The following is a 19,166-nucleotide window of genomic DNA, read 5'->3' as shown; positions in this document are numbered from 1 at the left end:
GGCAAGACGGGGGACGGCGCAGGCATGAGCAAGACATTGGCGGAGCTGGGTCTGACAGCGCGTGGCGGCGCGGAGGCCCGGATCACGGGCTTGGCTGTTGATAGCCGTGAGGTCACGCCCGGAACACTCTTTGCCGCCTTGCCGGGAAGCCGGGTGCATGGCGGCGAGTTCATCCAATATGCCTTGCGCATGGACGCGGCAGCCATCCTCACGGATCGTGATGGCGCCGCAATCGCTGAGGCCGAGCTTGCTGAGAGCGGCGCAGCCCTGGTTGTTGTCGAAGATCCGCGTCAGGCGCTCGCCCATGCCAGCGCGCTCTGGTTTGGCGCGCAACCCAGGAAAATTATCGCGGTCACCGGGACCAATGGCAAAACGTCCGTGACGAATTTTTGCCGTCAAATCTGGATGTTGCTGGATCACAAAGCGGTCAATCTGGGCACGACCGGGGTTGAGGGCGCCTGGGAATTTCCGCTGCAACACACAACCCCCGAGCCCATAACCCTGCACCGCGCGCTGGCCGCAGCGGCTGAGGCAGGCGTGACTCATTGCGCCATGGAGGCCTCCTCGCATGGGCTCGATCAACGCCGCCTGGACGGGGTGCATCTCACGGCCGCGGGTTTCACAAACTTCACGCAGGATCATCTGGATTATCATGGCACGTTTGAGGCGTACTTCGCGGCCAAGGAGGCGCTTTTCTCGCGCGTGTTGCCTGAAGATGGGATCGTTGCGCTGAACATTGAGGACACCGCTGTCGCCCGTGTGGCGCCGGGCGCCAAGGCGCGGGGCCAGCGCATTATGCGGGTTGGCAAGCAGGAAGGCTGTGATTTGCAGCTGCTGCACGCCAGATTTGATGCGACAGGGCAGGACTTGCGCTTTTCCTTTGCTGGAAAAGCCCAGCAGGTGCGGCTGAACCTCATTGGCGGGTTTCAGGCGGAAAACGTGCTTCTGGCGGCGGCGCTTGTGATCGGCGCGGGCGAGAGCCCGGGCCGTGTCTTTGACACATTGGGCGATCTCAAGGGCGTGCGCGGCCGCATGGAGCTCGCAGCCACCCGGGCCAACGGTGCTGCCGTCTTCGTGGATTACGCGCACACGCCCGATGCGATTGAAACCGCGCTGTCGGCGCTCAGGCCCCATGTGATGGGACGGCTCGTGGCGATTGTCGGCGCTGGCGGGGATCGCGACGCAGGCAAGCGCATCCTGATGGGGCAGGCGGCTGCAGCCCATGCAGATCAGGTGATCGTCACCGATGACAATCCGCGCTCCGAAGACCCTGCGGCGATCCGCGCTGCCGTGCGCGAAGGTTGCCCCGAGGCCACCGAGGAGGGGGATCGCGCCAAGGCGATCCTCTTGGGCGTTGATGCGCTGGGGCCGGGTGATGCGCTTTTGATCTGCGGCAAAGGCCATGAGACCGGGCAGGAGATCGCCGGGACGAAACATCCCTTCGATGATGTGGAACAAGCCTCGATCGCAGTCGCGGCATTGGATGGGTTGGGTGCATGACGTTGTGGAATGTCGAAGAGGCCGTTGCCGCTACAGGCGGCGTGGCGCAGGGAGATTGGACCGTTACCGGCGTGTCGATTGACACACGCACGCTTGCGCCCGGAGAGTTGTTCGTGGCGCTCAAGGCGGCCCGGGACGGGCATGACTTCGTGGCCCAAGCCTTGCAAGCGGGTGCTGGGGCCGCTTTGGTGTCGCGCATCCCCGATGACGTCCCGGCGGACGCGCCCTTGCTCGTCGTGCCTGACGTTTTGACAGGCCTCGAAGATCTGGCCCGGGCGGCGCGGGCGCGCACAGAGGCCAAGGTGATCGCCATTACCGGGTCGGTGGGCAAGACCTCGACCAAGGAGATGCTGCGCGCGATGCTGGCCGCGCAAGGCCGGACCCATGCGGCCGAGGCAAGCTACAACAATCATTGGGGAGTGCCCCTGACGCTGGCCCGCATGCCGCGCGAGACAGAGTTCGCCGTCATCGAGATCGGGATGAATGCGCCCGGTGAGATTGCCCCGCTGGCACGACTTGCGCGGCCCCATGTGGCCATGGTCACAACGGTTGCCCCTGCGCATCTGGAAGCGTTTGAGAGCATCGAGGGGATCGCCCGTGAAAAGGCTTCAATCCTTGAGGGGCTCGAGCCTGCGGGTATTGCAGTGTTGAACGCTGATATCGAAACCGCGCCCATTTTGAGGGACTTTGCCGGTCGGCACGCGTCTGAGGCGCTTTGGTTTGGAACCAACGCGCCGGATTATGCCTTGGGCGAGGTATTGCTCGAGGGCGAAACCACCATCGCACAAGCGCGCGTCCCCAGTGGTCCTGTGCTCTACAAGATCCAAAGCGCCGGGCGCCACTTCGCCATGAATGCCTTGGGCGCGATGGCCTGCGTCGCCGGGGTGGGCGGTGATCTGGCCCGCGCCACCACTGCCTTGGGCCAGTGGCGCCCCTACGCCGGGCGCGGCGTGCGCGAAGAGATCGCGCTGGATGCGGGCAATGCCGAGGCGGTGCTGACACTTCTTGATGACAGCTACAATGCCAACCCGACCTCTATGGCCGCCGCGTTGGAGGTCTTGGCCGCTGCAGAGGTTCGCCATGACATTGGGCGTGTGTCCAAAGGACGCCGCATTGCGGTTCTGGGCGATATGAAAGAGCTGGGCAAGACTGCGGCCGCCTTGCATGCGGATGTCGCAAAGCTCGAATGCGTGCAAATCCTGGATCAGGTCCATTGCGTAGGTCCGCTGACCCGGCATTTGCATGCCGCGCTGCCTGAGGCCCGGCAAGGAGTGTGGGCTGAAACAGCCGCGGAGATGGCAGAGCAATTGCCGCGCCGCCTGGATGCGGGGGATGTGGTCATGGTCAAGGGATCGCTCTCTGTCGGATTGGCCGCTGTTGTTGACGCGATCCGCAAAATGGGCCATGGCGAAACACAATAAGATGTGATGAGGGACGAGCAATGCTCTATTGGTTGACGGCACTTTCCGACGGTGGGGATTTCTTCAACCTGTTCCGCTACATCACATTCCGCGCCGGTGGCGCCTTCATGACGGCGTTGATTTTCGGCTTTCTCTTCGGTCGTCCGCTCATCAATGTGTTGCGGCGCAGGCAAGGCAAGGGCCAGCCCATTCGCGATGACGGCCCCGAAAGCCACTTTGTGAAGGCCGGCACGCCGACCATGGGCGGGTTGCTGATCGTGGGCGCGCTTGTCACCTCGACGCTGCTTTGGGCCCGGTGGGACAATCCCTACGTCTGGATGGTGCTTTTCGTGACGCTTTCCTTTGGCCTGATTGGTTTTGTCGATGATTACGCAAAAGTGTCCAAACAGAATACCAGCGGCGTGCCCGGGCGCGTGCGCTTGGCGCTGGGTTTTCTGATTGCGGGCGTTGCGGCCTATTGGGCCGCGCAATACCATCCTGAAGAGCTGCAATTCAAACTGGCCCTGCCGGTCTTGAAAGACACGCTTGTAAACATGGGCTTTTTGTTCATCCCCTTTGCCATGTTCGTGATCGTTGGCGCGGCCAACGCGGTGAACCTCACGGATGGTCTGGATGGGTTGGCGATTATGCCGGTGATGATTGCCGCAGGGACCTTAGGGGTCATCGCCTATGCTGTGGGCCGGGTTGATTTTACCGAATATCTCGACGTGCATTACGTGCCCGGTACAGGCGAGATCCTGATCTTTGCCGCAGGCCTTTTTGGCGGCGGCTTGGGCTTTTTGTGGTACAACGCGCCCCCCGCGGCGGTGTTTATGGGAGACACTGGCTCGCTTGCGCTCGGGGGCGCTTTGGGCGCGATTGCCGTGGCCACGAAACACGAGATCGTTCTGGGGATCGTCGGTGGCTTGTTTGTAGTTGAGGCGCTCTCCGTCATTATCCAGGTGCTGTATTTCAAGCGCACGGGCAAGCGCGTATTCCTCATGGCGCCGATCCACCATCACTTTGAAAAGAAGGGTTGGGCGGAGCCTCAGATCGTCATCCGCTTCTGGATCATCTCGCTGATCCTCGCGATCATTGGCTTGGCGACACTCAAAGTGCGCTGAGGCAGTCTGCTCACCCGTGCCATAAATCCATCGCAGGTTTTGCCAAAAGTCAGCGTCGCGTGCCGCTGGCTCTGCTAGAGCCTTTTGTGAATGGCAGGTCCGACAATTGTCGCATTGCTTTTTTGCGCACTGTAAACTAAAGTTTACATATTGCGATAGGATTAAGTTGACATGTTGGACAGAACGCAGGGGTTGTTCGCGCCGCCTTTAACGGGTGGACCGAGGCCGGGATTGTGCACGGATTGCGGTGTGAGCCGATTGGGCGATGGCAAAGCCTGTGGGCGCGTGTGCCAGTTTATCCAGCCTGACTACCCCGGAATCGAGACCAAAGTGCACGGGCGCCGCGCGAAAGACGAGGGAGAAGAGGTGTATTTTGGCGTCTCGCGCTCCATGCTGTGCGCGCGTCTGGAGCCGGCGGCCGAAGGCGCGCAATGGAGCGGGCTGACAACTGGCCTCGCCGCGATGCTGTTGCGCGCGGGCATTGTCGATGCGGTTCTGGCCACTGCACCGGACCCGAAAGATCGCTGGAAACCGCGCCCTGTGATCGTGACTGAAGCGGAGGATATGGCCCAATGTCGGGGCATGCGCATGGGGTTTGGCCCCTTGCTCGCACTGCTGCATCCCGCACTTGACGCAGGCTATCGGCGGTTGGCGGTCGTGGGGATCCCCTGCCAGGTCCATGCCCTGCGCGCGATGGAACATGAGCTGGGCCTTGAGGCGCTCTACATCATCGGCACCCCGTGTTCGGACAACACGACAACCCCGAATTTCCACAAGTTCCTCGAGTTGCTCGACAAGAAACCCGAGACAATCTCCTATCTGGAGTTTCGCGCCGATTACCGCGTCGAGTTGCGGTTTGATGATGGTCGCAAACCTCGGACAATCCCGTTTCTTTCCTTGCCCATCTCAGATCTTCCATCGGACTTTTTCCCGATGACCTGCAAGACCTGCGTGGATTACACCAACCGCTTGGCGGATGTGACCGTGGGTTATATGGGCGGAGATGGCGATCAATGGATCATCGTGCGTAATGCGCAGGGGCAGATCATGCTCGACGCACTTGGCGAACATCTCAAGACGCGGCCATTGACGGATAAAGGCAAGCGTGAGGCGGCTGTCAAAGGCTTTCTGACCAACACAGAACGCGCGGCAGGCGGCATGCCGTTGCGGCGCTTGCCAAAGGTTCTGCGCCCTTTGGTGAGCTTTCTGCAACCGCGCACAGGCCCGCGTGGCTTGGAATTCGCGCGTGCTCGCGTTGAGATGAAGGCTATCGAGTCCATCCTGCATCTGCGTCGGGCCCATCCGGCAAAGATGAAAAACATGATCCCCAACCATATCTGGCGCCTTGCCGCGCGATATGGACTTGCGCCCGGGAAGGATGAGGTGCGCGAGGACAACTGAGCCTGCTTGCACCTCTAGGTCTTGGGGAGTAGCTCTTGGCTGCTGCTCTTCTTTTGTCTCCAAATACCTCGGGGTCTGGGGCAGAGCCCCAGCGGGGCAGGGTGATGCGCAATGAGGGCCGGATGATACCAGTACGGGGATTTGAGAACGCACGCGTGGCCGTGCTGGGGTTGGGGCGCTCGGGGCTGACGGCGGCACGGGCGCTGCGCGCGGGTAAAGCGAGACCCATCTGTTGGGATGACAACCCTCAAGCGCGCGACGCGGCGGCGCAAGACGGGTTTGAGATCCGGGATCTGTCTCGCGGAGCGGTCTGGGAGAATATCACCTGCCTGATTACTTCGCCGGGCATTCCGCATCTCTATCCTGCGCCCAACCCGGTGATCGCATCGGCGCTGGCGGCGGGCGTGTCTGTCGACAATGATATCGGGCTCTTTTTCCGCTCACTGGCCACGCCTGAGTGGAGCCAGTTTGAAAGCCCGCCGCGCGTGATTGCCGTCACGGGCTCCAATGGGAAATCCACGACCTCGACGCTCATCCAACATGTGCTGGAGCACAGCGGCCGCGAAAGCCAGCTGGCGGGCAACATAGGCCGCGGTGTTCTGGATATTGATCCCCCGGGTGACGGTGGCGTCATCGTGCTGGAGCTGTCCTCCTATCAAACCGAGCTCGCCCGCGCGCTCACGCCTGACATCGCCGTGTTCACCAATCTCTCGCCAGATCATCTGGATCGCCACGGCGGCATGGGCGGGTATTTCGCGGCCAAACGACGGCTATTCGCGGAAGGGGGGCCCGATCGTGCGATCATCGGTGTTGATGAAGCTGAAGGGCAGATTCTGGCCAACCAGCTCAGCGAAGCGCCCGGTGACGACCGCGTGCTGCGCCTGTCAGTGACCCGCAAGCTCACAGGGCCGGGCTGGCAGGTTTTTGCACGCAAAGGCTTTCTCAGCGAATATCGCAAGGGCAAACAAACAGGCAGCATCGATCTGCGCGCCATCTCCGGACTGCCCGGGCAGCACAACCACCAAAATGCCTGCGCGGCCTATGCGGCCTGCCGCTGTCTGGGCCTCGCGCCGCGCCAGATCGAAGCGGCGTTTCAAAGCTTTGGCGGGTTGCCACACCGCTCGCAACGCATCGCGGAGGCCGGGGGCGTCACTTATGTGAACGACAGCAAAGCCACCAATGTGGACAGTGCGGCCAAAGCATTGATGGCGTTCCAGAACATCCGCTGGATTTGCGGCGGGCTGGCCAAGGAAGGCGGTTTGGGCGGACTGGGTGACGGGCTCGGACATGTCCGCAAGGCGTATGTGATCGGGCGCGAGGCGGCGGGGTTCGCCATGGACCTCAAGGGGGTAGACGCGGAGGTCTGCACCACCATGGCCAAGGCTGTCGCACAGGCCATGGCAGAGGCGGAGCCCGGCGATACAGTCTTGCTGGCGCCTGCGGCCGCAAGCTTTGACCAATACGACAATTTCGAATTGCGCGGCGAGGATTTCATCGCCTGTGTGCGCGCGGGGCTTGAGGCGTGAGGCAGGTGGCATGACACTCGCGCGGGGAACCCGCTGCCTCTTGCGGCGCATGTCGGTGGACGACGCTGAGGCTTTTCTCGCCTACCGCAGCGATCCGGAGGTGGCGCGATACCAAAGCTGGCCACCGATGGATGCGACGCAAGCGCATCATTTTCTGGCAGATGTCGCCAAAGCAGAGCCTTTGTTGCGCCCGGGGCATTGGGCGCAGATTGCCATCGCGGATGGTCAAAGCAATGCGCTGCTCGGGGATATGGGGCTCTTTCTGTCGCAAGATACCAAGGAGGCGGAACTGGGCATCACCCTGTCGCGCGGCGCCCAAGGACGGGGCATCGCACATGAGGCTGTGGTCTTGGCGCGGGGTCTGATCTTCGCGCAGAGCCCGGCACAGGTGATCTGGGGGATTGCCGATTTGCGCAATGCGCCCAGCCTCACACTTCTGGCGCGCACAGGTTTTCTGTTTGACCATGACGAGACGACGGATGGTCTCGAAGAGCGTTTCTTCCGTTATCCACGCCCCGCCTCATAGCGCGAGCGCCGCAAGCCCCGCAGCGCGCCGATGTCCAGCGCGCCGGTGTGGATCACGCCCAGTTGCACCGGGATCTCGGGAAGCTCCAAAGCGCGGGCAAGGGCGAAGCGATGTTGGCCACCGCCCGCGCGGACGACTTCGCCCGTGCGCGTCACGTGGACATAGATACCGCCATGTTCGCGCCGGAAATACCCGTTCGGCAGCTCGGCGCGGCTTTTGAGACGCCCGGTTGACCGGGCCTCTTGGGCCAGCCTGTCCAATGCGGCGTATCTGGCGTGGATATCCTGCATCGTCTTGAGCCCGTCATAGCTGCCGTGCCGCGCGATCCGCGCGCGCATCTCCTCCCAAAGGCCCGTCTCTTCCCAAGGCACGCCATCGCGGAAATGCGCCAGACAGGCGCGAAACTTGATGCTCCCGCCCTCACGGCTCAGATGCGTATCCCATTCTCCCGGGACGACGCGTCCGCTGTCGCCGCGCCGGAAGTTGGGTGCGCCTTTGCCGGGCGTGTAGAGCCGCGTGATCTCGGCCGGATCGACGTAGAGGCATTCATCGCTCAACGGGGCCTCAGACCCAAAGCGTAGGCGATTGGTCATGTCGCGCAGGATCTTTGCAGGGACACGGGCCTCGATGCTGCGGGGCAGATTTGCGGGAGACAGGCTTGGAGGGAGCGAAAAGGCCATGGTGCGGAGCTATCGTGTCACAGGCTCTGCTTCAATACCGCGTGGCGATCTCGGTGGCAGCAGCATAGGCGGAGGACCAGGCCCATTGAAAGTTGTAGCCGCCAAGCCATCCCGTCACATCGACGGCTTCGCCAATGAAAAAGAGCCCGCCTTGCGTGCGGCTTTCCATCGTCTTGGAGCTCAGCGCATCGGTGGCCACGCCGCCCAGTGTGACTTCTGCGGTCCTGTAGCCTTCCGTGCCTTGCGGGCGCAGGCGCCACTGGCTGAGGCTTGCGGCAATCTCATCGATGCGCGCATCGGAGTGATCGGCGAGATTTCCGGCCAGCGAAAGCTCCTGAGCCAGATGCTGGATGAGCCGCGCGGGCAGATGCTGGGCCAATTCAGTGGTGATCTGTTTGCGACCAGACGTTTTCTTTTGCGTCTTGAGCGTTTGTGCAAGATCGCCCGTCGGGCACAGGTTGATCTCGATGTCCGCGCCTTCGCTCCAGTAAGAGGAGATTTGCAGGATCGCGGGTCCTGACAGGCCGCGATGCGTGAACAAGACAGCTTCGTCAAACGAGGTTGGGCCACAGCGCACCTGCGCGGGCGCCGCCACACCTGCGAGAGGCTTGAAGCGACCGTCCGGAAAGGTGAAGGGCACGAGGGCGGGACGGGTCTCAGTCAGGCGATGGCCAAATTGCTCCGCAATTTCATAGGCGAGGCCCGTGGCGCCCATTTTCGGGATCGATTTGCCGCCGGTGGCAACCACCAGCTGCGCCGCTGTGATGGTCTGGCGTTGGCCCTCGCGCTCCAGCGTTGCCACGAAGTGACTGCCATCGTGGTGCAGATCAACAAGCGCTGTTTGTAGCCAGACATCATTGCCTGCCGCGCGCACCTCGGACATCAGCATGGCGATGATTTGTTTCGCGCTCTCGTCGCAGAACAGCTGGCCCAGTGTCTTCTCATGCCATGCGATCTTGTAGCGATCGACAAGATCGATGAAATCCCATTGCGTGTAGCGTTTGAGCGCGGATTTCGCGAAATGCGGGTTCTCGCTCAGAAAGCAGCTGGGCTCGACACCGAGATTGGTGAAGTTGCACCGGCCGCCGCCGGAAATGCGGACTTTCTCGGCCGGGTTCTTCGCGTGATCAATCACGAGGGTGTCCGGGCCCGCATGGGCGGCACAATGCAGCCCGGCCGCACCTGCGCCGAGAATGAGTGTGCGGAGGTGCACGGCGTCTACTCCCAGCAGCTGACCAGAACAGTCATGGCCGTGGCCATACGGGTGAGATCTTCCGGGGCCATCGTGCCCGCGCTGGAGGCAGCGCGCGGTGCTAGGCCCGCGCCATTCACGACGGCGCGCAAGGCGTCTGCGTCGGTGGCAAACGCCACGTCATCGGGCAGCTGACGCCCGGCCATCTCGCGCGGTTGCAACAGCCCCACGACAGCGCCTGTGCTATCAACCACCGGGCCGCCTTCATCGCCGGGCAACGCGTTCATGGCGAGGCGATCCAGATAGGTCTCACCGCCCAGCCCTTTGACATCTGCGAGCGTCCCGAAAGTCATCGTGGGGGCCCCAAGGATGCCTTCGAAACTGTACCCTGCCACGGCCACTTCCGCTTGCAATCGCGGGGCAGCGGTGGCGAGCTCTGCAATCGCCATGGGCGACAAATCGGCCTCGGGCGCCAGAAGAGCCACGCCAAGGCTGGCATCAACGCTTGCCACCTGTGCCTTGTATTCGCCGTCCAGCGTTATGGAGCCACACCCATCCACGGCGGCCGATGTCGTCAGAACCCGGCCCGTCCGGTCAATGAAAAAGCCTGACCTAGACCGGATCGGCGTGCGCACCCGCAAGCCCGCGACAAGATCCACGGATTGTGCCGCCTCATCGACGCCCGTGCCGGCGGGCAGAACACCATCGATGCGGCGGAAGCTCTCCTGCATTTCTGCCAACACGCGCGTGCGGCGCTCTTCGTCATTTGCAGGCCAGATCAGGATAAATCCCTTGATCTCATTGCCACGCAGGGTGACCTCGGTATGTGAGACGATCTTGGCATTCTCGCCGATGATGGTGAACCCGTCCCGCCGCCGCTCGCGCGGGCCATCGAGCGGCACGATTTCGAGCGTTTGCAAGATGTCGTAGAGGCCAAAAAGCGTGGTCTGGTTGCCCGGTTGTGAGATCTGCATGACCCGCGCTGGCAGGGCGCCTTGAGGTTCATAGCGTGCGAAGGGCGCTTCATAGGCATCGAAGCGGACGACGCCTTGCGGGATCAGCATCTCGATGCCCGTTGTGGCATCTGTGATTATTTGCAGGTCCATCCCGTCGAGAACCGCGTTGTATTGCTGCAAGAGCAGCGCGCGTTGGCGCGTCGTCAAGACGCCGGTTTCCTCGAAGCCATTGGCCTCTTGCCATGCGGCCATGGAGGCGCGCGTCCCGCGTCCGAACGCACCATCGATGGCGGCGGTGTAGAAGCCCGCCCATTGCAGGGCAACTTGCAGTGCTTCACGTTCGGAGCGGTTGAGCTGCGCCTCGGATGCGCGGGCCTCGCGCGGCGTCTCGTCGGGCTCTGGCGCGGGCTCTGCGGGTGTCTGTGCCGCGGTATCAGAGGCGGTCGTGGTGTCACTTGTTTCGGTGGACGCAGGGCTCACGGGTGTTGCGGCTTCAAGCTGTGCGCCCACAGGCCAGAATTGCTGGCGAAAGGACGAGGCGAAAGCAATAAAGCTGTCAGACGGGATACGGCCTTCGGCACGCAGGCGCTGAAGCTGGCTTTGGGCATCGGGGCGCGTGAAGGGACCAAGCGCAATCGCATACCATCCGCTTCCCAGCGAAAAGCCATTCACGTCCGCAAAGCTTTGGGCGTAATCGCGCACGCGTTCTTCTGCATCAACAAGACTGGGTTGCGCCTCCACCTGAATCCAGACGCTCTCCTGCGCGAAAAGCGCGCGTGCGGAGAAGAAAAAGGCGAGGGCAAGGGAAAGTGTTAGCCGGATCATCGTAATCAAAACTTCTCTTGTATGGGCAACCGTTTGTTGCGCGACACTGTGACGTAATCAAGGAGCGGGCGCACGCAAAAAGCGCGTGATCGGAGGCCGTTTTGTGAAAGCGGCGCGCCCGCATGCGGTGCTGTGCGCCCGCAGACGTTGACCCTGCCCGCGCCACACCCTAACAGAGGCGCAATTGCCAGCCGCGATCAGAGAGTGTGAGAGACATGCCCGATACGCCCCGTTCGTTTCAGGAAATCATCCTGCGTTTGCAGGCCTATTGGGCCTCCAAGGGCTGCGCGGTCCTGCAACCCTATGACATGGAAGTGGGCGCGGGCACCTTTCACCCCGCAACAACCATGCGCTCGCTGGGCTCGCGGCCCTGGGCTGCGGCTTATGTCCAGCCCTCGCGCCGCCCGACCGATGGCCGCTATGGCGACAGCCCGAACCGCTGGCAGCATTATTACCAGTATCAGGTCATCATCAAACCGAGCCCGCCCGATCTGCAGGAGCTTTACCTTGGCTCGCTTGAGGCCATTGGCATCGACATGGCGCTGCATGACATTCGCTTTGTGGAGGATGACTGGGAGAGCCCGACGCTGGGCGCCTGGGGTTTGGGCTGGGAGGTCTGGTGCGATGGTATGGAAGTCAGCCAGTTTACCTATTTCCAGCAAGTGGGCGGACATGATTGCCATCCCGTCTCCGGCGAGCTGACCTACGGGCTGGAGCGGTTGGCGATGTATATCCTGGGTCAGGATGACGGCAATGAGATGCCGTTAAACGATCCCGATTGCCCGATCCCGATGACCTATGGCGATGTCTTCCGCGAGGCCGAGGCGCAATATGCCCGCTGGAATTTCGATGTGGCCAATACCGAGATGCTGCTCAAGCATTTTGAGGATGCCGAGGCCGAATGCGCGGCAATCCTCGCGCAGGATGCAGTTGATCCCAAGACAGGGCGCCGCATCGTCATGGCGCTGCCCGCCTATGATCAATGCATCAAAGCCAGCCATCTGTTCAACCTGCTGGACGCGCGCGGCGTGATCTCCGTCACCGAGCGGCAGGCTTACATCGGGCGCGTGCGCAATCTAGCCAAGGCCTGCGCCGATGCCTTTGTGCAAACCGAAGCCGGAGGCTGGACCGAAGAGACCGCCCCCGAGACAGCATCGTGAGGCGCGCGCTATGATGGGTAAACTCATGGGCGGGGCCATCGTGCTTGTCGCCCTCATCGCAGGCGGCGCGATGTACTATCTGCAGGTTTATGCTTTCTACGAAGAGATCGTGCCCAACGGGACCGATGACGTTGTGCTGCTGCCTTTGGATGGTGGCAGCGCGGAGCCAATCGCCTACGCGGATTTCACGGCCATCGACAGTGACAGCTCGCCCATCCGCTATCGCGCTTGTTTCACCACGACGCTGACCCCCGACGCGGCACGCAAAAGCTATACCCCGTTCGAACGTCCCGTGCCGCGCGTCGCGCCGGGGTGGTTTGAATGCTTTGACGCCGAGGCCATTGCGGCCGAGCTCGATGCCGGCACGGCGCAGGTCTTTTTGGCGGGCAAGAATGTCCGTTACGGTGTCGACCGCGTGGTGGCGCTCACAGATGATGGCCGAGGCTATGTCTGGCACGAATTGAACAATTGCGGCGAGAAAGCCTATGACGGGACCGTCGTGGGCGAGGATTGCCCGCCGCTTGAGGATTTCCAATAATGCCTGATCTTCTGATTGAACTCTTCTCCGAAGAAATCCCCGCCCGGATGCAGGCCCGTGCGGCCGCCGATCTCAAGAAGCTCATGACCGATGGCATGGTCGAGGCGGGTCTGACCTATGCCTCCGCCCAAGGCTTTGCCACGCCGCGCCGCCTGACGCTGACGGTCGAAGGGCTGACGCCTGAGAGCCCGACTGTGCGCGAAGAGCGCCGTGGCCCGAAGGTCGGCGCGCCGGACAAGGCCATCGAGGGCTTCTGCCGTGGGGCAGGGGTCGCGCGGGAGGCGCTGGAGGAGCGTGAGGAAAAGAAGGGCACCTTCTACTTCGCGACCATCGAGAAGGCGGGCAGGCCCGCAGCGGAGATCGTGGCCGAACTTTTAGAGCACACGATCCGCAATTTTCCTTGGCCCAAATCCATGCGCTGGGGCGCGGGCAGCTTGCGCTGGGTGCGTCCTTTGCACAGTATCCTCTGCATCCTCAGCGATGAAGAGGGCGCGCAGGTTGTGCCGCTGGAGGTCGATGGAATCACCGCTGGCAACACCACGCGCGGGCATCGGTTCATGGCGCCGGACGCCTTCGCAGTTACGGGTTTTGACGATTATACCACCAAGCTCAAACGCGCCTATGTGGTGCTGGACCCTGCCGAGCGGGCTGATGCGATCTGGCATGATGCAACGAATATGGCCTTCGCAGCCGGTCTTGAGGTGGTCGAGGACAAGGGGCTCTTGGCGGAGGTCTCGGGCCTCGTCGAATGGCCCGTCGTGCTGATGGGCGAGATCGGCGCGCAATTCCTCGATCTGCCGCCCGAGGTGCTGCAAAGCTCGATGAAGGAGCATCAGAAATTCTTTTCCGTACGCAATCCCAAGACAGGCCGGATTGAGCGCTTCGTGACCGTCGCCAACCGCGAAACGGCGGATCAGGGCGCGACGATCCTTGCGGGCAACCAAAAGGTTCTGGCCGCGCGTCTGGCCGATGGCGTGTTTTTCTGGGAGAACGATCTGCGTGTGGCGCAGGCGGGCATGGGCGATTGGCTCGACAGCCTCGCGAAAGTCACCTTCCACAACAAACTTGGCACCGTTGCCGATCAGATTGACCGCATCGCTGCGCTGGCGCGTGAGCTGGCGCCGGTTGTCGGCGCGGACCCCGATCAGGCGGAAGAAGCCGCGCGACTGGCCAAGGCCGATCTGGCCTCCGAGATGGTTTATGAGTTCCCCGAGCTGCAAGGCATCATGGGGCGGTACTACATCGAGAAAGCGGGCAAGGCCCCTGAAGTTGCACTCGCCGCTGAGGAGCACTACGCGCCCTTGGGTCCGTCCGACGATGTGCCCACAGCGCCCGTTTCCGTGGCCGTGGCTTTGGCTGAGAAAATCGACAAGCTGACCGGGTTCTGGGCGATTGATGAGAAGCCCACCGGGTCGAAAGATCCCTTTGCGCTGCGTCGCGCGGCTTTAGGGATTATTCGGTTGGTGTTGGAGAATGAGCTTAGTTACCGTTTCAAACCACACTTCAAAGTGAATCTATACGGTATAACTTTGATGGCTAAAGCTGCTGGTATGGGTGAGAGAAGATCCGAGGCATTGAACGCATTGGATAAAGCTGGCGAAGAAGAGCTAATTCCTAAACTCGTAGCTGATTGGTTAGAAGCACGTTTTGGTGACATCGATAGTATAACCAAAGAAATTCTTGATGATCTGAGCAACAAGGCTGAAAGTTTGCTCTCCTTCATCCACGACCGCCTCAAGGTCTACCTGCGCGACCAAGGCATCCGTCACGATGTGATCGACGCCTGTATCGCGATGGAGGGCAATGACGATCTGGCGCTGCTCGTGGCGCGGGCGCAGGCGTTGCAGGAGGTGCTTTCGACGGAGGATGGCGAGAACCTCGTGCAGGGGTTCAAGCGGGCCAATAATATTCTCTCCCAGGCGGAAGAGAAAGACGGGGTTGAGTATTCCTACGGCGCAGATCGCAAATACGTGGAAGACCCGAGCGAGACCGCGCTTTTTGACGCGCTGGACGCGGCGGAGCCTGCGATTGCCACGGCGGTTGCCGCGCAGGATTTCGCGCGCGCGATGGGGGCCATGGCGGCCATGCGCCCGGCTGTGGATGCGTTCTTCGAGGCGGTGCAGGTCAATGCTGACAATGAGGTCGTGCGGCGCAACCGCCTGAACCTGTTGTCACGCATCCGGGCTGCCTGTGCGCAGGTTGCGGATCTGACAAAGGTCGAAGGGTAGAGTAACCTGCGCAACGCCTCGCGTTGCGCCGCGCCGTTCCGCCCCCACGGGACGGCGCGTTTGCGCCGTCCCTCGGAACGGCGCTGATTTGCTCTAAAAAGGCTTGGTTGTGTTACCGCCCGCGAATGCGCGGGTCGAGCGCGTCGCGCAGGCCGTCGCCCATATAGTTCACCGACAGCACCGTCAGCGAGATCATGATGCCGGGCAACAGTACGCGTTCGGGGAAGCTTTCCATGCGCGGCACGGCATCGGCCAAGAGCTTGCCCCAGGTCGGGAAGTCGGACGGGAAGCCCACACCGAGGAAGGAGAGCGCGCTTTCTGTAATGATCGCAGTGGCCAGACCCAACGTGGCCGAAACCATGATGGGCGAGATCACGTTAGGCAGAAGGTGGCGCCGGATGATCGCGCCATTGGTTGTCCCGATGGAGCGGGCAGCTAGGATGAACTCGCGTTCCTTGAGCGCCAGCACTTCGCCACGCACGATCCGCGCGGTCTGCATCCAGGACGTGATCCCGATGATCGTCACGATCAGGATGAACATGCCGCCCTCGGGGCCAAATCGTGAGACCAGCGGCTGACGAAACAGCGTCACGGCCACAAGCAGCAGAGGCAGAAGCGGCAGGGACAGGAAGAGATCCGTCAGGCGCATCAAGACGCCGTCGAGCCGTTTGAAATAGCCTGCGGTCACACCGATAAAGGTCCCCAACACCAGACTGAGGACCATGGCGGCCCAGCCCACGGCCATCGAGGCGCGGCCTCCGGCGATGATATTGGCGAGAATATCGCGGCCAAGGTTGTCCGTGCCCAAAGGCCTGTGCCAGCCGATTTTGGCGCTGCTGTCCCACAGGCCCACGTAGATCGGGCGCATGTCCTTGGCGCGGATGTCGAGTTTTTGGGGGTCGACCGTCCAGACCCAAGGGCCAATCAAAACGCCCAGCGTGATGAAGGCCAACAGGAAGGCCCCGATCATTGCCCCTTTGTGTTTTCGGAACTGGTCCCATACGTCGAGCCATTGGCTGCGCGGCGGTTTGTCCGGCGTCGGGTCCGAGAGTGCGGCGATGGGTGTGTCGGGGCTTTGATCACTCATAGCGGATCACTCATATCTGATGCGGGGGTCAAGCAGGCCGTAGAGCACGTCTGCGATGATATTGAAGAGGACGATCAGGAAAGCGAAGATAAAGGTCAGCGTCATGACCATCGGCAGGTCATTGGCGAAGAGCGCCGTGATGAGCAGCTGGCCAATCCCGTTCACCTTGAAGATCACCTCTGTAATGATGGCGCCGCCGAAGATGTTGGGGATTTGCAGAGCAATCACCGTGACAACCGGGATCATCGAGTTGCGCAACACATGCAGCAGCAGCACGACCCGTTCGGGCATGCCCTTGGCGCGGGCGGTGCGGACGTAATCCTGATTGAGATTGTCGAGCACCGAGGAGCGCATGAAGCGGTTGAGCTGCGCAGTGATCTGCAGAGCCAGCACCATGACGGGCAGGAACATCTGTTTGAGCTGGACCACGAAACTGTCCCAATCCACGACCTCATGCACCGTGTTGTAGACCGAGGGGAACCATTGCAGCTGTACCGCGAAGATCACGATGAGCAGCGGCCCGGTAAAATACGGCGGGATGGAAAAGCCGATCATCGACACGAAGGTGCCCACATTGTCGAAGGTCGAATATTGCCGGTAGGCGGAATAGATGCCGATGGGCAGGGCGATCACGATGGCCACGAGATAGGCCACGCCTACAACCCATAGCGTCTGCGGCATGCGTTGCATCACGATATCCATCACCGGCGAACGCGTTTGCCAGGAGATCACGCGCAACTCGCCCTGATAGAGCGCCGTGTCCGGCAGCCAGCCGAGCAAGGCGGACGAGGACGTCAGATAATCGATCAGCACCTTGGGCTCGATCCAGAACATCTGCACGAGCCATTTCCAGTATTGCACATACCAGGGCGCGCCGAGCCCCAGGGCTTCGCGCATCTTTTGCTTGACCTCGGCGGGTACCGTCAGCGGCACCTGAGCCATAGGATCGCCCGGCGCCAATTGCAGGAGCAGGAAGATTGCAAGAGAGATGAACAGAAGCGTCGGTATCGCCAAAAGGGTGCGACGGATCGTGAAGGTCAGCATCTAACGCCTCGGGTCATGTCTCTGGAGGAAGCCCCGCCCGCACGTAGGGTGCGCGCAGGGGCTGGGTCTGGTTGGGCCCGCAGCGTTACGCCGCGGGCCACCGCATCAATCGATACGGTACCAATCGGCCACATTCCAAAGCTCGCTGTCCCAGACATTGAGCTTCACGCCGCCAAGGCTGTTGGCGTGGGCAGACAGACGGCCACGGTGCACAAGCGGGATCATGCCGCCGTTCTGCACCATTTTGTCGTTGAGCTCTTTGCCGATCCGGGCACGCTCTTCGAAATTGGCTGTCTTTTGCAGTTCGGCATGCAGGGCATCGTATTCCGGCATGCAGAAGCGCGAGATGTTTTCACCCTGCCATTGGGTGTCAGGGCGGGGTGCCTTGTCGCACAGGCCATTGCCGAGATAGGCCTGTGGATCTGTGCCGTTGAAGGTGTTGGCGTACATCTGCACATCGGCATAGAACTTCTGGAACGTATCGGGCGAGCCGGGGTCGCCACCGAAGAACACCGACGCATCGATGTTGCGCAGCTCGACTTCGACACCGATCTCAGACCACCACTGCTTGATGAGCGCCTGGAAGTCCTGACGCACGGCATTGGTCGATGTCTGATAGAGCATCTTCATCGGCACGCCATTGGCCTCGCGGACACCGTCGCCATCGCTGTCGACAAAACCGGCCTCATCGAGAAGCGCATTGGCGCCCGCAATGTCCTGTTGGTCGCAGCTCATGGAGGTGGAGTTGAACGCTTCCGGTGCAGGCACCCAGTTACACGTAACCTTACCGGCCTGACCATATCCGACTTCCACGAGAAGCGGGCGATCGATCGCCATGGACAGGGCCTTGTAGACGGCAGGCTCGCGCAGGAACGGATGCGGCTGCGCAGCCGTGGAGCGCTCGCCTTCCGGCAGGTCGGGCGATGGGTTCGTCTGGTTGAGCATGATGCGTTCGACCAGCGGGCCAAAGCCCGCCACTGGCGTGCCCATGCCGCCTTCTTGCATCTTGGCGATGACGTCTGGGGCCAGCTGGAGGTTCCAGCCGTAGTCAAACTCGCCTGTCTCCATGACCGCGCGGCCGGCCGCCGTGGCATCTCCGCCCCCTTTGAAGAGCACCGTCTGGAAGGCGGGCTTTGCAGGATCGCGGTAGTTGGGGTTGGCTTCCATCGTGATCACGTCATTGGGGCGGAACTCCGTGACAACGAAGGGGCCTGTGCCGATGGGCATGAAGTTCTGATCTGTGCAGGTGGAGGCCGCAGCGCCCAGACAATTGGCGAATTGAGCGGCTTGCAGGATCGGGCTCTCACCGCCAACGAAGGGACCGTAAGGGTTTGGCGTCGGGCCGCCAAAATTCACGATAACGGTGGTGGCGTCGGGCGTGTCGACCGAGGTGACGCCTTCGAACTTGGTCACCTGTGCACAACCGCCTTCGGGATGTGTGCAGTATTCATAGGTGAATTTTACGTCTGCGGAGGTGAAATCCGAACCGTCTGACCATTTCAGGCCGGGCGTGATCTTCCAGGTGATGGAGGTCAGGTCTTCGCTGACGCCGCCATTTTCCACTGTGGGAATTTCTTCAACGAGCCAGGGCACCAATGTGCCGGTCTCGTCATAGCGTGCCAGCGGCTCGATGATCATCGACGCGGATTCGACGTCTTTCGTTCCGCCAGACAAGAAGGGGTTCAGAATGGATGGGGCCTGCCAGTAGACAATGCTGACCTGGCCATCGCTGCCGCGCTCGGCAAAGGCCGCAGGGGCCAGTGCAAGCGCTGCGGCTGCACCCATGAGGGCTGTTTTGATCGTCATGTTGATCTCCGTGTTGGACCATTTTTTGGCGTGAGTAGTGCGCCGGTGTGTGGCCTTTTTGATTTTGTTTCGGGCGCTTGCAACGCACGGCGGTTTCCAACCGTTGCGCACACAACTCCCGATCCATGCCGCTATCGAAACAGGATTACCCAAAATTGCAAGCCTTGAGATGC

The 19,166-nt window shown here is 61.7% G+C and carries 15 protein-coding genes; 9 read left to right on the top strand and 6 right to left on the bottom strand.

Going from position 1 to position 19,166, the window contains the following annotated elements; genetic code table 11:
• Positions 1–24 precede the first annotated feature (24 nt).
• From ACP15S_RS10910 to ACP15S_RS10885, 6 genes are all read left to right on the top strand, one after another.
• Positions 25–1,500, top strand: a complete 1,476-nt coding sequence (locus ACP15S_RS10910; protein WP_425039601.1) for a UDP-N-acetylmuramoyl-L-alanyl-D-glutamate--2,6-diaminopimelate ligase — start codon at positions 25–27, stop codon at positions 1,498–1,500.
• Positions 1,497–2,921: a UDP-N-acetylmuramoyl-tripeptide--D-alanyl-D-alanine ligase gene (locus ACP15S_RS10905; RefSeq protein ID WP_425039600.1), complete on the top strand. Its 1,425-nt coding sequence runs from the start codon at positions 1,497–1,499 to the stop codon at positions 2,919–2,921. The genes ACP15S_RS10910 and ACP15S_RS10905 overlap by 4 nt, the downstream gene beginning before the upstream one ends.
• Positions 2,922–2,941: 20 nt before the next feature.
• Complete coding sequence (gene mraY, locus ACP15S_RS10900; protein ID WP_425039599.1) at positions 2,942–4,024, top strand: phospho-N-acetylmuramoyl-pentapeptide-transferase; 1,083 nt, start codon at positions 2,942–2,944, stop codon at positions 4,022–4,024.
• Between the two features lie 171 nt (positions 4,025–4,195).
• Positions 4,196–5,425 carry a Coenzyme F420 hydrogenase/dehydrogenase, beta subunit C-terminal domain gene (locus tag ACP15S_RS10895; protein WP_425039598.1) on the top strand — a complete coding sequence of 410 codons (1,230 nt, stop codon included), beginning with the start codon at positions 4,196–4,198 and terminating at the stop codon, positions 5,423–5,425.
• A gap of 122 nt (positions 5,426–5,547) precedes the next feature.
• Complete coding sequence (gene murD, locus ACP15S_RS10890; RefSeq protein ID WP_425039597.1) at positions 5,548–6,951, top strand: UDP-N-acetylmuramoyl-L-alanine--D-glutamate ligase; 1,404 nt, start codon at positions 5,548–5,550, stop codon at positions 6,949–6,951.
• A gap of 10 nt (positions 6,952–6,961) precedes the next feature.
• Positions 6,962–7,477 carry a GNAT family N-acetyltransferase gene (locus ACP15S_RS10885; RefSeq protein WP_425039596.1) on the top strand — a complete coding sequence of 172 codons (516 nt, stop codon included), beginning with the start codon at positions 6,962–6,964 and terminating at the stop codon, positions 7,475–7,477.
• Here ACP15S_RS10885 and ACP15S_RS10880 read toward each other — a convergent pair.
• Genes ACP15S_RS10880 through ACP15S_RS10870 form a run of 3 tightly spaced genes read right to left on the bottom strand, consistent with a single transcriptional unit; the run spans position 7,456 to position 11,130 of the window.
• Positions 7,456–8,157 (bottom strand): hypothetical protein, encoded by a 702-nt coding sequence (locus ACP15S_RS10880; RefSeq protein ID WP_425039595.1) that lies wholly within the window; start codon positions 8,155–8,157, stop codon positions 7,456–7,458. The genes ACP15S_RS10885 and ACP15S_RS10880 overlap by 22 nt on opposite strands.
• Positions 8,158–8,188: 31 nt before the next feature.
• Complete coding sequence (locus ACP15S_RS10875) at positions 8,189–9,370, bottom strand: NAD(P)/FAD-dependent oxidoreductase (protein WP_425039594.1); 1,182 nt, start codon at positions 9,368–9,370, stop codon at positions 8,189–8,191.
• A 5-nt stretch (positions 9,371–9,375) separates the two neighbouring features.
• Positions 9,376–11,130 carry a trypsin-like peptidase domain-containing protein gene (locus tag ACP15S_RS10870; protein ID WP_425039593.1) on the bottom strand — a complete coding sequence of 585 codons (1,755 nt, stop codon included), beginning with the start codon at positions 11,128–11,130 and terminating at the stop codon, positions 9,376–9,378.
• 215 nt (positions 11,131–11,345) lie between these two features.
• Here ACP15S_RS10870 and ACP15S_RS10865 point away from each other — a divergent pair, with 215 nt between their 5' ends.
• From ACP15S_RS10865 to glyS, 3 genes are read left to right on the top strand one after another with little or no spacing between them, the layout of a single operon-like run.
• Positions 11,346–12,290 carry a glycine--tRNA ligase subunit alpha gene (locus tag ACP15S_RS10865; protein ID WP_425039592.1) on the top strand — a complete coding sequence of 315 codons (945 nt, stop codon included), beginning with the start codon at positions 11,346–11,348 and terminating at the stop codon, positions 12,288–12,290.
• A gap of 10 nt (positions 12,291–12,300) precedes the next feature.
• On the top strand, positions 12,301–12,828 hold the full coding sequence (locus ACP15S_RS10860; protein ID WP_425039591.1) for a DUF6446 family protein: 528 nt from the start codon (positions 12,301–12,303) through the stop codon (positions 12,826–12,828).
• On the top strand, positions 12,828–15,056 hold the full coding sequence (gene glyS / locus ACP15S_RS10855; protein ID WP_425039590.1) for a glycine--tRNA ligase subunit beta: 2,229 nt from the start codon (positions 12,828–12,830) through the stop codon (positions 15,054–15,056). The genes ACP15S_RS10860 and glyS overlap by 1 nt, the downstream gene beginning before the upstream one ends.
• Positions 15,057–15,168: 112 nt before the next feature.
• Here glyS and ACP15S_RS10850 read toward each other — a convergent pair whose 3' ends face one another.
• From ACP15S_RS10850 to ACP15S_RS10840, 3 genes are all read right to left on the bottom strand, one after another.
• The gene (locus tag ACP15S_RS10850; RefSeq protein ID WP_425039589.1) at positions 15,169–16,143 is read right to left on the bottom strand and encodes an ABC transporter permease; all 975 of its coding nucleotides are present in this window, start codon (positions 16,141–16,143) and stop codon (positions 15,169–15,171) included.
• 6 nt (positions 16,144–16,149) lie between these two features.
• Positions 16,150–17,187 (bottom strand): ABC transporter permease, encoded by a 1,038-nt coding sequence (locus tag ACP15S_RS10845; protein WP_425039588.1) that lies wholly within the window; start codon positions 17,185–17,187, stop codon positions 16,150–16,152.
• A 105-nt stretch (positions 17,188–17,292) separates the two neighbouring features.
• Positions 17,293–18,993 carry a peptide ABC transporter substrate-binding protein gene (locus ACP15S_RS10840; protein ID WP_425039587.1) on the bottom strand — a complete coding sequence of 567 codons (1,701 nt, stop codon included), beginning with the start codon at positions 18,991–18,993 and terminating at the stop codon, positions 17,293–17,295.
• Positions 18,994–19,166: the final 173 nt, after the last annotated feature.

It is taken from the genome of Primorskyibacter sp. S187A (assembly GCF_049800955.1).
In the GTDB taxonomy this organism is placed as follows: domain Bacteria; phylum Pseudomonadota; class Alphaproteobacteria; order Rhodobacterales; family Rhodobacteraceae; genus JAKVBH01.
This window is presented reverse-complemented; position numbering and strand designations above follow the sequence as displayed.

Coding starts and splice junctions, on each gene's coding strand:
- ACP15S_RS10850 (WP_425039589.1), bottom strand. CDS start 16,143: ATGAGTGATCAAAGCCCCGACACACCCATCGCCGCACTCTCGGACCCG.
- ACP15S_RS10860 (WP_425039591.1), top strand. CDS start 12,301: ATGATGGGTAAACTCATGGGCGGGGCCATCGTGCTTGTCGCCCTCATC.
- ACP15S_RS10885 (WP_425039596.1), top strand. CDS start 6,962: ATGACACTCGCGCGGGGAACCCGCTGCCTCTTGCGGCGCATGTCGGTG.
- ACP15S_RS10880 (WP_425039595.1), bottom strand. CDS start 8,157: ATGGCCTTTTCGCTCCCTCCAAGCCTGTCTCCCGCAAATCTGCCCCGC.
- mraY (WP_425039599.1), top strand. CDS start 2,942: ATGCTCTATTGGTTGACGGCACTTTCCGACGGTGGGGATTTCTTCAAC.
- murD (WP_425039597.1), top strand. CDS start 5,548: ATGATACCAGTACGGGGATTTGAGAACGCACGCGTGGCCGTGCTGGGG.
- ACP15S_RS10895 (WP_425039598.1), top strand. CDS start 4,196: ATGTTGGACAGAACGCAGGGGTTGTTCGCGCCGCCTTTAACGGGTGGA.
- ACP15S_RS10870 (WP_425039593.1), bottom strand. CDS start 11,130: ATGATCCGGCTAACACTTTCCCTTGCCCTCGCCTTTTTCTTCTCCGCA.
- ACP15S_RS10905 (WP_425039600.1), top strand. CDS start 1,497: ATGACGTTGTGGAATGTCGAAGAGGCCGTTGCCGCTACAGGCGGCGTG.
- ACP15S_RS10865 (WP_425039592.1), top strand. CDS start 11,346: ATGCCCGATACGCCCCGTTCGTTTCAGGAAATCATCCTGCGTTTGCAG.
- ACP15S_RS10845 (WP_425039588.1), bottom strand. CDS start 17,187: ATGCTGACCTTCACGATCCGTCGCACCCTTTTGGCGATACCGACGCTT.
- ACP15S_RS10840 (WP_425039587.1), bottom strand. CDS start 18,993: ATGACGATCAAAACAGCCCTCATGGGTGCAGCCGCAGCGCTTGCACTG.
- glyS (WP_425039590.1), top strand. CDS start 12,828: ATGCCTGATCTTCTGATTGAACTCTTCTCCGAAGAAATCCCCGCCCGG.
- ACP15S_RS10910 (WP_425039601.1), top strand. CDS start 25: ATGAGCAAGACATTGGCGGAGCTGGGTCTGACAGCGCGTGGCGGCGCG.